This window comes from Streptomyces sporangiiformans (genome assembly GCF_005768555.2).
GTDB lineage: Bacteria > Actinomycetota > Actinomycetes > Streptomycetales > Streptomycetaceae > Streptomyces > Streptomyces sporangiiformans.
In genome coordinates, this window is the sequence record NZ_VCHX02000289.1 from 1 (window position 1) to 14,561 (window position 14,561).

Below are 14,561 nucleotides of genomic sequence, written 5' to 3' on the forward strand. Positions count from 1 at the left end.
TGGGCGACGACCAGCGGCTGGTCGTCACCCACCGCGGCGTGAGCGGTGGGAGTGGAGAGAGCGAGTGCGGCGGCTCCCATGAGCGCGGTGGTCGTGGCGGCTGCAACGCGCACGGGCATGCGTACTCCTTGTGTCTGGCTCATCACTGACCGCTCCAGAGTGACAGCAGGGGGCCAACAGAAGGGGGGTGCAGGATGGCCATAGATTGAATGGAGTTGCCCATGAGCGGTCACGTGTGCCGCACAACTGAGGTAGGGGCGTGTTTCTTTGCCGGATAATCGTTCGAGCGCTCCGGCGGAGTCATACTCTCTGCGTCACCCCCGACCGCCGCCGCGGCGGTTCTGGGACGGGGGTATGGACACGGAATTCCGGGACGCAACAGGGCGGAAGGGCAACCGCGCATGCAAGGCACGGTCGACGGCTTCAGCTACGGACTCGTCACGCCGTTGGTGGCGTACCTCATGGCCTGCCTCGGTGGTGCGCTGGGCCTGCGCTGCACCACGAGATCGATGCTGGTCACCCACACGTGGAGGCCCGGCTGGCTGGCGCTCGGCTCGGCGGCCATCGGTTCCGGCATTTGGACGATGCATTTCATCGCCATGATGGGTTTCTCCGTGCAGGAGACCCCCATCCACTACGACAAACCGATCACCTTCGCGAGCCTCGGCGTCGCGATCCTCATGGTCGGGATCGGGATCTTCATCGTCGGCTACAAGGGCGCGTCCGGGACGGCCCTGTTCACCGGAGGCACCATCACCGGCCTGGGCATCGCCTCGATGCACTACCTGGGGATGGCCGGAATGCGACTCAACGGAAAGCTCGAGTACAACACCCTCACTGTCGCCGCCTCGGTCGTCATTGCCGTCGTGGCCGCGATCACGGCGCTCTGGGCGGCGGGACGGGTCCGCGGTTTCCTCTGGAGCGTGGGCGCGAGCCTCGTCATGGGCCTCGCCGTCAGCGGCATGCACTACATGGGCATGGCCGCGCTCAGCGTCCATCTGCACGGCAGCACCGCCGGCGGCGGCCCCGCCGACTCGCCCGCCTCCGTGCTGGCGCCCTTGATGATCGGCCCCCTCGCCTTCCTGCTGCTGGCCGGTGTCGTCGTGATGTTCGACCCGCTGATGGTCATGGGCAAGCCCGACCGGATCCCCGCCGAGCGCAAGCCCGGGATCCCGGCCCACATGGTCCGCCACACCGGCCGTCGGCCCCTGCCCCGCCCGCGTCAGCGCTCAAGCCGCCCCGGTTCCCGCACCCCGCAGAGGTGGTGAGCCGGCCCCGTTGTCAGTGCGGAGTCGTACGGTGGATTCCATGCGGCCCGTTTCCAAGATCGAACGCACGGTGGCGCCTTTCGAGGTCGTCAGCCCGTACCAGCCCAGCGGTGACCAGCCCGCTGCCATCGCCGATCTCGACCGGCGTATCCGCGCAGGTGAGAAGGATGTCGTCCTCTTGGGCGCGACCGGCACCGGTAAGTCCGCGACCACGGCGTGGATGATCGAGAAGCTTCAGCGCCCCACCCTCGTGATGGCGCCGAACAAGACGCTGGCCGCCCAGCTGGCCAACGAGTTCCGCGAGCTGCTGCCGAACAACGCGGTCGAGTACTTCGTCTCGTACTACGACTACTACCAGCCAGAGGCGTACGTCCCGCAGTCGGACACCTACATCGAGAAGGACTCCTCGATCAACGAGGAGGTCGAGCGCCTGCGCCACTCCGCGACCAACTCACTGCTCACCCGCCGCGACGTCGTCGTGGTCGCCTCGGTCTCCTGCATCTACGGCCTCGGTACGCCGCAGGAGTACGTGGACCGGATGGTCCCCCTCAAGGTCGGCGACGAGATCGACCGGGACGACCTGCTGCGCCGCTTTGTGGAGATCCAGTACACGCGCAACGACGTGGCCTTCGCCCGGGGCACCTTCCGCGTCCGCGGCGACACGATCGAAATCTTCCCGGTCTACGAGGAACTGGCCGTCCGCATCGAGATGTTCGGCGACGAGATCGAGGCACTCTCCACGCTGCATCCGCTCACCGGCGAGGTCATCAGCGACGACGAGCAGCTCTACGTGTTCCCGGCGTCCCACTATGTAGCGGGCCCCGAGCGCCTGGAGCGCGCCGCCAACGACATCGAGAAGGAGCTGGGAGAGCGCCTCGCGGAACTGGAGAAGCAGGGCAAGCTCCTGGAGGCCCAGAGGCTGCGGATGCGCACGACGTACGACCTCGAGATGCTCCGCCAGATCGGCTCCTGCTCCGGTGTGGAGAACTACTCGATGCACTTCGACGGCCGCGTGCCCGGATCCCCGCCGAACACGCTGCTGGACTACTTCCCGGACGACTTCCTGCTCGTCATCGACGAGTCGCATGTCACGGTGCCGCAGATCGGGGCCATGTACGAGGGCGACGCCTCCCGTAAGCGCACGCTCGTCGACCACGGCTTCCGGCTGCCTTCCGCCCTGGACAACCGCCCCCTGAAGTGGGAGGAGTTCCAGGAGCGCATCGGACAGGCCGTCTACTTGTCGGCCACCCCGGGGCAGTACGAACTCTCCCGCTCCGACAGCTTTGTCGAGCAGATCATCCGCCCCACCGGCCTCGTCGACCCGGAGGTCGTCGTCAAGCCGACGGAGGGGCAGATCGACGACCTGGTGCACGAGATCCGCAAGCGTTCCGAGAAGGACGAGCGCGTCCTGGTCACCACGCTCACCAAGAAGATGGCCGAGGACCTCACCGACTACTTCCTCGAACTCGGCATCCAGGTGCGCTATCTGCACAGCGACGTCGACACGCTGCGCCGCGTAGAGCTGCTGCGAGAGCTGCGCGCCGGTGAATTCGACGTCCTCGTCGGCATCAACCTCCTGAGGGAGGGCCTCGACCTGCCCGAGGTCTCCCTGGTGTCGATCCTCGACGCCGACAAGGAGGGCTTCCTGCGGTCGGGGACCTCGCTCATCCAGACCATCGGCCGCGCGGCGCGCAACGTCTCCGGCCAGGTCCATATGTACGCCGACAAGATCACCCCGGCGATGGAGAAGGCCATCGAGGAGACCAACCGCCGTCGGGAGAAGCAGGTCGCGTACAACAAGGAGAGGGGCATCGACCCGCAGCCCCTCCGCAAGAAGATCAACGACATCGTGGCTCAGATCGCCCGCGAGGATGTCGACACGGAACAGCTGCTCGGCTCGGGCTACCGCCAGTCGAAGGATGGCAAGGGAGCCAAAGCCCCGGTGCCCAAGGCCGCCAAGGGAGCCAAGGCTGCGAAGGGCAAGGCCGAGCAGACCGTGCCCACCGACCGCCCCGCGGCCGAACTCGCCGAGCAGATCGAGGAGATGACGGAGCGGATGCGCGCGGCGGCCGCCGACCTGCAGTTCGAGATCGCCGCCCGGCTGCGCGACGAGGTCTCGGAGATGAAGAAAGAACTGCGCCAGATGAGGGAGGCGGGCATCGCCTGACAAGCCCGTATGGCGCGCTGTGTTGCAAGAACGACACAAAGTGCGGAGCAGGGTTCGGCACTGTCGGTGCCCCTGCGTAGGGTGCTGGTCAACCGCAGGGTTCTGCGGCAACAGGGGACAGTCCGAGAGGGGAACAGCGCGTGACGGTCAACATGACCAAGGGTCAGGCCATCAGTCTGCAGAAGAACGACGGAGGCACCCTGACCGCGGTGCGCATGGGGCTCGGCTGGCAGGCGGCCCCGCGCCGTGGCCTGTTCGGCTCGCGCACCCGGGAGATCGACCTCGACGCGTCCGCCGTGCTGTTCGCGGACAAGCAGCCGGTCGACGTGGTGTTCTTCCGTCACCTCGTCAGTGACGACGGCTCGGTACGGCACACCGGAGACAACCTCGTCGGCGGTGTCGGGCAGGGCGGCGACGACGAGGCGATCCTCGTCGACCTGCAGCGCGTGCCGGTCCACATCGATCAGATCATCTTCACCGTGAACTCCTTCACGGGCCAGACCTTCCAGGAAGTGCAGGACGCGTTCTGCCGGCTGGTCGACGAGACCAACGGTCAGGAACTCGCCCGCTACACGCTGGCGGGCGGCGGCCAGTACACGGCGCAGATCATGGCGAAGGTGCACCGTGCGGGCGCGGGCTGGCAGATGACGGCCCTCGGTACGCCGGCCAACGGCCGCACCTTCCAGGACCTGATGCCCGCGATCCTGCCGCACCTGTAGGCAGCCCGGCGCACACGAAACAAGGGGGAGGCAGGCGATGACGGCCGAGCTGGTCCGGGGACAGAACCATCCGCTGCCCCAGGTCCGCCTTGAGGTCCGGGTGTCGGCCGGAAAGCCGGTCGTGGCGGGAGCCACGCTCAGCGACGAGAACGGCAAGGTGCCCGGCATCGAGTGGGTGGCCCATCCCGGCTCTCCCACTCTGCCCGGCCTCGAGGTCTCCAAGCAGGCGGCGGCCGACCACCGCCTCGCCTTCGACCTGGGCGCCCTGCCGGAGTCCGTGCACCGGGTCAGTGTGCTGCTCGCACTGCCCACCGGCGTCGGCGGCCCGGTCCGGTTCGGTGCCGTCGCCGCTCCCTTCGTAGCGGTCACCGGACTCGACGGGTCCGAGGTCGCCAGCTACACCATCACGAGCCTCGACTCCGAGTCGGCCGTGGTCGCTCTCGAGCTGTACCGCAGGCAGGGAGCCTGGAAGGTGCGCGCCGTCGGCCAGGGGTACGCGGGCGGCCTCGCCGAACTCCTTGCCGACCAAGGCCTGCCCCAGGCCCACCAACTCGCGGGCAGCATCAACGAGGCGGTGGCCCAGGGGCTGGCGCGTTCCGTGGCCGCGCCTCCGCCGCGCACGGCCGACGGCGAGCGCTCCCGGCACGCCGCGACACCGGCGCTGGGCCCGGACCAGGGCGGAGCCACGCCCCAGGGCACCCCCGGACACACGGGACACACGGCCGCGCCGCAGGCCGGCTCCCCAGGAGGGCCCGCGCAGCCGGATCAGTCCGCCGTCACCCAGCCCGCGATGCCAGGAGCCGGTGGCTCCGTCAACTACAGTCACCCCGGCCGACAGACGGCCGCGCCTCCGCCGCCCCCGCCCACCGCGCCTCCGGCCCAGCCCGGCCAGTCCGCGCAGCCCGTCGCGGGCGACGCGACCGGCTGGTCCATGGACGAGCGGCTCTACAACCAGGTGTGGGGCATGTTCGAGGACCTGGCGCGCACCACGGCCGCGTACCGCAGTGCCGTCGACTTCGCCGAGTCCCGTATGGAACAGGAGCTCGACAAGGTCCTGTCCGACCCGCGCAGCCGCATCGGCGGACAGGGGGATGCCGCGCGCGAGGCGGCCCGCGCCAAGCACGGCCTGCTCGTCGACCAGGCCCGGGTCGCACTCGACCGCGACCTCGCCCAGCTCACCGCCGAGTCCGAAGTCGTCGAGCCCGCGCTGCCGCCCGCGTTCGCGCGCTGGGACAACCCGGTCTGGCACGGCTACCGGGTTCCGATGGAGATCCCCATGGCGCTGCGACTGGGCGACCTCCGGCTGCCCGAGAGCTCCACCCTCAGCATTCCGATGCTGGTGCGGCTGCCGCTGGAGCGCGGCCTGTGGATCGACAGCGGCCGCGGATCTCTCGACGGCTCGCTCGCCGACTCCGGGGACCTGCGCCGCCTCGCCATGGACACCGCGGTGGCAAACGCGGCCAGGCTGCTCGCGGTCTATCCGGCGGGCGAATACACGGTGCACGTCATCGACCCGGCCGGCTCGGGCGCCTCGGCACTGGCACCGCTCGTACAGACCGGCGTACTGCACGCCCCGCCCGCCGTCGGCGCCGCAGGAGTGAACGACGTCCTGGCCAGGCTCACCCAGCGCGTCGACCTGGTACAGATGGCGATTCGCGGCGGTGCGGCCGACGCACTCCCGCCGGACCTCGACACGGCCGAACAACTGCTGATCGTCAACGACTTCCCGCACGGCTTCGACGACCGAGCGGTGACCCAGCTGCGCTACCTCGCGGACGAGGGCCCGGCCGTCGGCGTCCATCTCATGCTGGTCGCCGACCGGGAGGACGCCGCCGCCTACGGCCCGCTGCTCGACCCGCTCTGGCGCTCGCTCATGCGCCTCACCCCGGTGCCCGACGACCACCTCGCCGACCCCTGGGTCGGGCACGCGTGGACGTACGAGCCCTCGCTCATACCGCCCGGCAGTCAGGTGCTCCACCACGTGCTCAGCCAGGTCGCGGCGGCTCGCCGCTCCTGAATCCGCTGACAAGCTGACACTCCGAAGGGCCGCTCTCGACGCGTTCGAGGGCGGCCCTCTGCGTTGCACCAAGGCTTGGTCAAGGCGTCTGACCAGGGTATTTGGTCTTTCTTTTGCCAACTCCTTTACCTTTCCTTGGTGATTGGGGTACTGTCGTTCATGCGGAGGGGAGTACTCCCTACCTACTGCGGCGTACCCGTCAATACGGATCTGGCCAGATCCCGGGGCGTCGGCCCGAAGGCACCAGGCGTGTCAGACGCCCCGGATGCCCGGGTGGAAGAGACCTCCGGCAGCGACGACGCTGACATTTGCCGTTACGTACTGCCGGAGGCGCAGTGGATGTCTCGACGACCCTTTGGGTCCTGACCATCGTGGGCCTTGCCGCCCTGATCGCGGTCGATTTCTTCATCGGCCGCAAACCCCACGACGTATCGATCAAGGAAGCCGGAATCTGGACCATCGTCTGGATCGTCCTGGCCGGACTGTTCGGACTCGGACTGCTCGTCTTCGGCGGCGGTCAACCCGCAGGCGAGTTCTTCGCGGGCTTCATCACCGAGAAATCGCTGAGCGTCGACAACCTCTTCGTCTTCGTCTTGATCATGGCGAAGTTCTCGGTGCCCTCGCAGTATCAGCAGCGGGTGCTGCTGATCGGTGTGCTGATAGCGCTCGTGCTCCGCGCGATATTCATCGCCGCGGGTGCGGCGATCCTCGCCAGCTTCGCCTGGGTCTTCTACATCTTCGGCGCGTTCCTGATCTACACCGCCTGGAAGTTGATCCAGGAGGCCAGGGCCGACGAGCCGGAGGAGGACTGGGAGGAGAACAAGCTCCTCAAGGCCGCCGAGAAGCGCTTTGGTGTCGCCGACCGCTACCACGGCACCAAGCTGTGGATCGAGCAGAACGGCAAGCGCGTCATGACGCCGATGCTCGTCGTCATGCTCGCGATCGGCACCACGGACGTACTCTTCGCGCTCGACTCGATCCCCGCGATCTTCGGCCTGACGCAGGATCCGTACATCGTGTTCACGGCCAACGCGTTCGCGCTGATGGGGCTGCGACAGCTGTACTTCCTCATCGGCGGGCTCCTCAGGAAGCTGGTCCACCTCAGCTACGGACTGTCGGTCATCCTCGGCTTCATCGGCGTCAAGCTGGTGCTGCACGCGCTGCACGAGTCCGGCGTCCACGTCCCGGAGATCTCCATCCCGGTCTCGCTCGGCGTGATCTGCGCCGTCCTGATCGTCACGACGATCACCAGCCTCATGGCGTCCAAGAAGCAGGCGGCAGCCGAGGCGGCGCGACAGGAGACCGAAGGCACTCCGAAGGACAGCATCGAGGCCTGATCGGCCGAGGGCTGACTGCGGAGGCCTGACGGGTCACCCTCTCGCAACAACCGGCACCGGGAGCGAAGTTCGGCACATCGCCGGCCACCGCTCCCGGTGCTTGCTCGTGCCGTCAAGAAGCCCTGCCGTCGCCCATGATGACGGGTTCCGTCGTCTCGACCCGTGCGGGCCGGGTCTCCGGAAGCAGCGCGAAGCAGGCCAGGCTGAGCAGTGCGATGCCCGTCAGATACGCGGCCACGCCCCAGGGAACCCGCCCGCCCTGCTCGCTCACCGCCGTCGCCACGATCGGGGTGAGCGCGCCCCCGAGCACCCCGCCCAGGTTGTAGCCCACCGCGGCACCCGTGCAGCGCACCCTCGGCTCGTACAACTCAGGCAGGTACGCGGCGATCACGGCGAACATCGTGATGAACGCGACCATCGCCACCAGGAAGCCCAGGAACATGAGCAGCGGTTCGCCGGTCGACAGCAGCGCGATCATCGGGAACATCCACAGCGCGGCGGCCGCGCAGCCCGCCAGACACAGCGGTCGCCGCCCATAGCGGTCGCCGAGATGGGCCGCCAGCGGTGTCAGAGCGCCCTTCACCACGACGGCGGCCATGATGCAGCCCAGCATGACCGTTCGGCTCACACCGAGGCGCTCGGTCCCGTACGACAGGGACCAGGTCGTCACCGCGTAGAACACCGCGTACCCGACCGCCAGTGCCCCGGCCGTCAGCAGGACGAGCCGCCAGTGTCCGCGCACCACCTCGGCGAGTGGCACGCGCGCGTGCTCCCGCAGTTCGAGGAACCGCGGGCTCTCCGTGAGCGACGAACGCAGCCACAGCCCCGCCACCGCGAGTACGCCCGCAGCCCAGAACGGCACCCGCCAGCCCCAGGACGAGAACTGCGCGTCGGAGAGCGTCGCCGACAGCACCAGCGTCACACCGTTGGCGAGCAGGAACCCCACCGCGGGGCCGATCTGCGGGAAGCTCGACCACAGCCCGCGCCGCTCGGCGGGGGCGTGCTCCGCGGTCAACAGCACCGCCCCGCCCCACTCACCGCCGAGCCCGAGCCCCTGCAGAAAACGCAGCACCAGGAGGAGCACGGGGGCGGCCGTTCCGATCGCGTCGTACGTCGGTACGCAGCCGACCGCGACGGTCGCGGTGCCCGTCAGCAACAAGGAGACGACGAGAACGGGCCGTCGCCCGTGCCGGTCCCCGATGTGCCCGAAGAGGATCGAGCCCAGCGGCCGCGCCACGAAACCGACACCGAAGGTCCCGAAGGCGGCCAGCGTCCCGGCCACCGGCGAGAACGTCGGGAAGAACAGGGGCCCCAGGACGAGCGCGGCCGCCGTCCCGTAGATGAAGAAGTCATAGAACTCGATGGCCGTCCCGGCGAGCGAAGCGGCCGCGAGCCGCAGCATGGAGGGTGCCCTTACGGGGCGTACGTCGTGCATGCCGCGTCAACTACCCACCGTGACGGGCGGTTACGGGGGCGTGCGGGGGCTCGGGTCTTCATCATCGGGTGACCGTGATGCGCCGGGCCGGACCGTCCAGGCGCGCACCGTGATAAACCGGGTCCGAGCAGCGGTCCTGAACGGGCCGGCAGACCTGAACGGACCGGAGGAACCGTGCCCCGCACCCTCGCCAACGCCCCGATCATGATTCTCAACGGCCCCAACCTGAACCTCCTGGGTCAGCGTCAGCCGGAGATCTACGGCTCCGACACGCTCGCCGATGTCGAGGCGATGTGCGCCAAGGCGGCGGCCGCGCACGGCGGCACGGTGGACTTCCGGCAGTCCAACCACGAGGGCGAGCTGGTCGACTGGATCCACGAGGCGCGCCTGCACCACGTCGGCATCGTGATCAACCCCGGGGCCTACTCGCACACCTCGGTCGCGATCCTGGACGCGCTCAACACCTGCGACGGCATGCCGGTGTTGGAGGTCCACATCTCCAACATCCACCAGCGCGAGGAGTTCCGGCACCACTCGTACGTATCGCTTCGCGCCGACGGCGTGATCGCGGGCTGTGGCGTGCAGGGGTACGTGTTCGGGGTGGAGCGGGTCGCGGCGCTGGCGGGAGCGGGGCGGGCGGAAGCCTGACTCCGGCCATCCGGGCACCTCGGTGGCGGTGGTCGGTCGCCGGACGTCGACCGACCGCCGCCGTGGCGGGGCCGCCTGCCGAGGGCGGGGATCGGATGGCCGACGGCCCGTCCGCTCAGGAGCCGTCTTCCTGCGCGGGCCACCTTCCAGTGGACCGCTCGGCCGCGTGCGCCGGGAGCGCGCGCGAGACACCGGCGCGTGCGCTCGGTTCACACGGGGCGCGCAACTGAGCGGATGCCCCGTGGAAGTCCTGTATGCCGCGAGAGAACTGACGGTACGTCAATCGCATCCGGACGCAGGAAGGTTCACCAGCCCCGCGCGTGCCACTCCGGCAGATGCGGCCGCTCCGCGCCCAGCGTCGTGTCGTTGCCGTGGCCCGGGTAGACCCAGGTCTCGTCCGGGAGTACATCGAAGATCTTCGTCTCGACATCGCGGATCAGGCTGGCGAACGCCTTCGGATCCTTACGGGTGTTGCCCACACCGCCCGGGAAGAGGCAGTCACCCGTGAACACGTGAGGGTGCCCGTGCGGATCGTCGTAGACGAGCGCGATCGAGCCCGGCGTGTGCCCCACCAGGTGGCGCGCGGTCAGCTCCACGCGCCCCACCCGGATCGTGTCACCGTCGTCGACCAGGACGTCGGTCGGTACGGGGATGCCCTCGGCGTCGTTCCGGCCCGCGTACGTACGCGCGCCCGTGGCTTCCACGACCTCCGCGAGCGCCTGCCAGTGGTCGCCGTGCTGATGGGTGGTGACCACGGAGGCGATCCCGTCTGCGCCGATCAGCGTGAGCAGTGTCCCGGCGTCGTTGGCCGCGTCGATCAGCAGCTGCTCGTCCGTGGCCCGGCAGCGCAGCAGATAGGCGTTGTTGTCCATCGGGCCGACCGCGACCTTGGAGATCATCAGGTCCTGCAACTCGTGCACATCCGCAGGGCCGCCGACCTTCACTGCTCCGCTGTACGTCATGTCGTCCAGCCTATAGCGGGGGGAGTGCGGGCAGCGGTCCGCCTTCGGTGCTCAGCGCGGACCCGTCGCGACGCCCGGCGAGCCATCCGAGGATGTCGGCCCGGCGGCCCGTGACGGTGACCTCCGGCCGGCCGGCCGCTCTTCCGGTGCTCCACGCGCGCGTGCCGTCCGTGACATGTGTGGGGGGCACCTCGGGGTGTCCCGTGAAGCGCTCGGTGAGGAAGTCGACCTCCCGTTCTGTGAACTCCTCCGACAGGTCCTCGAGCTCGTATCCGATCCCGAGATCCACGTGATGCAGCTCGACCTCGATCCACCGCCGGAACGGCACCGCGGACGCCGTGTCGGTGACCTGGTTGCGCAGTTCCACCGTGCGCGACCAGTCCGCGGGCACGGCCCCCGCCGCCTGGAAACGGGCCGCGCTCTCACGCAGGTCGGCGAGCTGGATGTCCAACGGCCGTGGTGCGTCCCGCTCGATGTCGACGTCCCGGGCCTGTGCGGAGGCGTACATGGGGCGGCCCTCGAGGACGTTCACGAGGGCGTCCGCGTTGCGGGCGAGATGGGCCAGGACATGGCCTCGGCTCCAGCCGGGCAGGCGTGACGGCTCGGCCACGGCGGCGTTGTCCAATGAGGCGGCTGCGGTGAGCAGCCGCTCGGTCGCTTCACGTACAGACTCCAGGTCGCGCACATGATCAATCATGGGCCGACGATAGCCCCGCCACACGTTTGGGTGAAGGTGGTGGACCACCGCCCAAAATCGAATGCGCGTGCTATAGGCTCGTGCGCGGCGTCGGGCATGCTGGATGGCCCGGGATTGTTACCAAAAAGGGAATCCGAACCGGCGCTGTCAGTGGCTCCCCCTAGTCTGAGAAAGACGGGGGCCCCGCCCCTGTCACTTCTCTCAAGAAAGGTGCGGACCGGCGTGGCCGACCGTCTCATCGTCCGTGGCGCGCGCGAGCACAACCTGAAGAATGTCTCGCTCGACCTCCCGCGCGACTCGCTCATCGTCTTCACGGGCCTGTCCGGGTCGGGCAAGTCCTCGCTCGCGTTCGACACCATCTTCGCCGAGGGGCAGCGCAGGTACGTGGAGTCGCTCTCCTCGTACGCCCGGCAGTTCCTCGGACAGATGGACAAGCCGGACGTCGACTTCATCGAGGGCCTGTCGCCGGCTGTCTCCATCGACCAGAAGTCGACCTCGCGCAACCCGCGCTCGACGGTCGGCACGATCACCGAGGTCTACGACTACCTTCGCCTGCTCTTCGCGCGCATCGGCAAGCCGCACTGCCCCGAGTGCGGCCGCCCCATCTCGCGCCAGTCGCCGCAGGCCATCGTCGACAAGGTGCTGGCGCTGCCCGAGGGGAGCCGTTTCCAGGTCCTGTCGCCGCTGGTGCGTGAGCGCAAGGGCGAGTTCGTCGACCTCTTCGCCGATCTCCAGACCAAGGGATACAGCCGGGCCAGGGTCGACGGGGAGACGATCCAGCTCAGCGACCCGCCGAAGCTGAAGAAGCAGGAGAAGCACACCATCGAGGTGGTCGTCGACCGCCTCACGGTGAAGGAGGGCGCCAAGCGCCGCCTCACGGACTCCGTGGAGACCGCGCTCGGCCTGTCCGGCGGCATGGTCGTACTCGACTTCGTCGATCTTCCCGACGACGACCCCGAGCGCGAGCGCATGTACTCGGAGCACCTCTACTGCCCGTACGACGACCTGTCCTTCGAGGAGCTGGAGCCCCGCTCCTTCTCCTTCAACTCGCCCTTCGGCGCCTGCCCGGACTGCACGGGCATCGGCAGCCGCATGGAGGTCGACCCCGAGCTGATCGTCCCGGACGAGGACAAGTCGCTCGACGAGGGCGCCATCCACCCCTGGTCGCACGGGCACACCAAGGACTACTTCGGCCGCCTGATCGGAGCCCTCGCGGACGCGTTGGGATTCCGGACCGACATTCCCTTCGCGGGCCTTCCGCAGCGCGCCAGGAAGGCCCTCCTGCACGGGCACAAGACGCAGATCGAGGTGCGGTACCGCAACCGCTACGGGCGCGAGCGGGTCTACACCACGCCCTTCGAAGGCGCCGTCCCCTTCGTGAAGCGGCGGCACAGCGAAGCCGAGAGCGACGCGAGCCGCGAGCGCTTCGAGGGCTACATGCGAGAGGTGCCCTGCCCCACCTGTGAGGGCACGCGTCTGAAGCCCCTCATCCTCGCGGTCACCGTCCTGGGGAAGTCGATCGCCGAGGTCTCGGCGATGTCGATCAGCGACTGCGCGGACTTCCTGGGCGAGATGACGCTCAACGCACGCGACAAGAAGATCGCCGAGCGCGTCCTGAAGGAGGTCAACGAAAGGCTGCGGTTCCTCGTCGACGTCGGCCTCGACTACCTGTCGCTGAACCGCGCGGCGGGCACCCTCTCCGGCGGCGAGGCCCAGCGCATCCGCCTGGCCACCCAGATCGGCTCCGGACTCGTCGGCGTCCTCTACGTCCTCGACGAGCCCTCCATCGGCCTGCACCAGCGCGACAACCACCGCCTCATCGAGACCCTGGTCCGGCTGCGCGACATGGGCAACACGCTCATCGTCGTCGAGCACGACGAGGACACCATCAAGACCGCCGACTGGATCGTCGACATCGGCCCCGGTGCGGGCGAGCACGGCGGCAAGGTCGTGCACAGCGGTCCCCTGAAGGAGTTGCTGGCGAACCCCGAGTCGATGACCGGGCAGTACCTCGCCCGCAAGAAGGAGATCCCGCTCCCGGACGTCCGCCGTCCCGCCGACCCGGGCCTCAGGCTCACCGTGCACGGCGCCCGTGAGAACAACCTCCAGGACATCGACGTGTCGTTCCCCCTGGGCGTCCTCACGGCCGTCACGGGCGTCTCGGGCTCCGGCAAGTCGACGCTGGTCAACGACATCCTCTACACACACCTGGCCCGCGAGCTGAACGGCGCCCGGAACGTTCCCGGGCGGCACACGCGCGTGGACGGCGACGACCTCGTCGACAAGGTCGTGCACGTCGACCAGTCGCCGATCGGCCGGACTCCCCGGTCGAATCCGGCGACGTACACGGGAGTCTTCGACCACGTCCGCAAGCTGTTCGCGGAGACGACCGAGGCGAAGGTCCGCGGCTACCTGCCCGGCCGCTTCTCCTTCAACGTCAAGGGCGGCCGCTGCGAGAACTGCTCCGGCGACGGCACCATCAAGATCGAGATGAACTTCCTTCCGGACGTGTACGTCCCCTGCGAGGTCTGCCACGGGGCGCGCTACAACCGGGAGACCCTGGAAGTCCACTACAAGGGCAAGTCCATCTCCGAGGTCCTGGACATGCCGATCGAGGAGGCCCTCGGCTTCTTCGAGGCCGTGCCGGCGATCGCCCGCCACCTGAGGACCCTCAACGACGTCGGTCTCGGCTATGTACGGCTCGGCCAGCCCGCGCCGACCCTCTCCGGCGGTGAGGCCCAGCGCGTGAAGCTGGCCTCCGAACTCCAGAAGCGGTCGACGGGACGTACGGTCTACGTCCTCGACGAGCCGACCACCGGTCTGCACTTCGAGGACATCAGCAAGCTGATCTCGGTCCTGTCCGACCTGGTCGACAAGGGCAACACGGTCATCGTCATCGAGCACAACCTCGACGTCATCAAGACCGCGGACTGGGTCGTCGACATGGGTCCCGAGGGCGGCAGCGGCGGTGGCCTCGTCATCGCCGAGGGCACGCCGGAGGAGGTCGCCGGGGTGCCGACCAGTCACACCGGCAAGTTCCTGCGCGAGGTCCTCGGCGCGGAGCGCGTCAGCGACGCCGAGCCGGTGAAGGCCCCGCGCAAGGCGGCGGCCAAGAAGGCGGTGGCCGCCAAGTCGACGGCGAGGAAGACGGCGACGGCCAGGACCGTCAACAGCAAGGCCACCACGAAGGCCGCCGCGGTCACGAAGAAGGCGAGTGCGGCGAGTCCGGTGAAGAAGGCGACACGGACCCGGAAGGTGCAGGGCGGCTGACCGATCGACGCGCCGCGCCCCACGGGAACTCCCCGTGGGGC

10 protein-coding genes are annotated in these 14,561 nt (G+C 68.8%); 7 read left to right on the plus strand and 3 right to left on the minus strand.

All coding sequences use genetic code 11. From position 1 onward, the window contains the following. Nucleotides 1-401 precede the first annotated feature (401 nt). The 5 genes from FGD71_RS36685 to FGD71_RS36705 all read left to right on the plus strand — a co-directional run bounded on the left by FGD71_RS36685 (nucleotide 402) and on the right by FGD71_RS36705 (nucleotide 7,508). Nucleotides 402-1,268: an MHYT domain-containing protein gene (locus FGD71_RS36685; RefSeq protein ID WP_119104867.1), complete on the plus strand. Its 867-nt coding sequence runs from the start codon at nucleotides 402-404 to the stop codon at nucleotides 1,266-1,268. Between the two features lie 40 nt (nucleotides 1,269-1,308). After that, nucleotides 1,309-3,435 carry an excinuclease ABC subunit UvrB gene (uvrB, locus tag FGD71_RS36690; protein WP_119104868.1) on the plus strand — a complete coding sequence of 709 codons (2,127 nt, stop codon included), beginning with the start codon at nucleotides 1,309-1,311 and terminating at the stop codon, nucleotides 3,433-3,435. Nucleotides 3,436-3,575: 140 nt separating this feature from the next. Next, nucleotides 3,576-4,154 (plus strand): TerD family protein, encoded by a 579-nt coding sequence (locus FGD71_RS36695; RefSeq protein WP_119104869.1) that lies wholly within the window; start codon nucleotides 3,576-3,578, stop codon nucleotides 4,152-4,154. A gap of 37 nt (nucleotides 4,155-4,191) precedes the next feature. Further along, on the plus strand, nucleotides 4,192-6,171 hold the full coding sequence (locus FGD71_RS36700; protein ID WP_119104870.1) for a TerD family protein: 1,980 nt from the start codon (nucleotides 4,192-4,194) through the stop codon (nucleotides 6,169-6,171). A gap of 335 nt (nucleotides 6,172-6,506) precedes the next feature. Continuing rightward, nucleotides 6,507-7,508, plus strand: coding sequence for a TerC family protein (locus FGD71_RS36705; protein ID WP_119104871.1), 1,002 nt, complete (start codon nucleotides 6,507-6,509; stop codon nucleotides 7,506-7,508). A 112-nt stretch (nucleotides 7,509-7,620) separates the two neighbouring features. On the opposite strand, the gene FGD71_RS36710 is transcribed toward FGD71_RS36705, so the two are convergent. Next, complete coding sequence (locus FGD71_RS36710) at nucleotides 7,621-8,943, minus strand: MFS transporter (RefSeq protein WP_119104872.1); 1,323 nt, start codon at nucleotides 8,941-8,943, stop codon at nucleotides 7,621-7,623. 174 nt (nucleotides 8,944-9,117) lie between these two features. On the opposite strand from FGD71_RS36710, the gene aroQ reads away from it, so the two are divergent. Next, nucleotides 9,118-9,591, plus strand: a complete 474-nt coding sequence (aroQ, locus tag FGD71_RS36715; protein WP_119104873.1) for a type II 3-dehydroquinate dehydratase — start codon at nucleotides 9,118-9,120, stop codon at nucleotides 9,589-9,591. Nucleotides 9,592-9,896: 305 nt separating this feature from the next. On the opposite strand, the gene FGD71_RS36720 is transcribed toward aroQ, so the two are convergent. After that, nucleotides 9,897-10,553 (minus strand): MBL fold metallo-hydrolase, encoded by a 657-nt coding sequence (locus tag FGD71_RS36720; protein ID WP_119104874.1) that lies wholly within the window; start codon nucleotides 10,551-10,553, stop codon nucleotides 9,897-9,899. A gap of 10 nt (nucleotides 10,554-10,563) precedes the next feature. Then, complete coding sequence (locus FGD71_RS36725) at nucleotides 10,564-11,250, minus strand: maleylpyruvate isomerase family mycothiol-dependent enzyme (protein WP_119104875.1); 687 nt, start codon at nucleotides 11,248-11,250, stop codon at nucleotides 10,564-10,566. Between the two features lie 222 nt (nucleotides 11,251-11,472). Between FGD71_RS36725 and uvrA the strand changes: the two genes are divergently transcribed. Further along, the gene (gene uvrA / locus FGD71_RS36730; RefSeq protein WP_119104876.1) at nucleotides 11,473-14,520 is read left to right on the plus strand and encodes an excinuclease ABC subunit UvrA; all 3,048 of its coding nucleotides are present in this window, start codon (nucleotides 11,473-11,475) and stop codon (nucleotides 14,518-14,520) included. Nucleotides 14,521-14,561 lie beyond the last annotated feature (41 nt).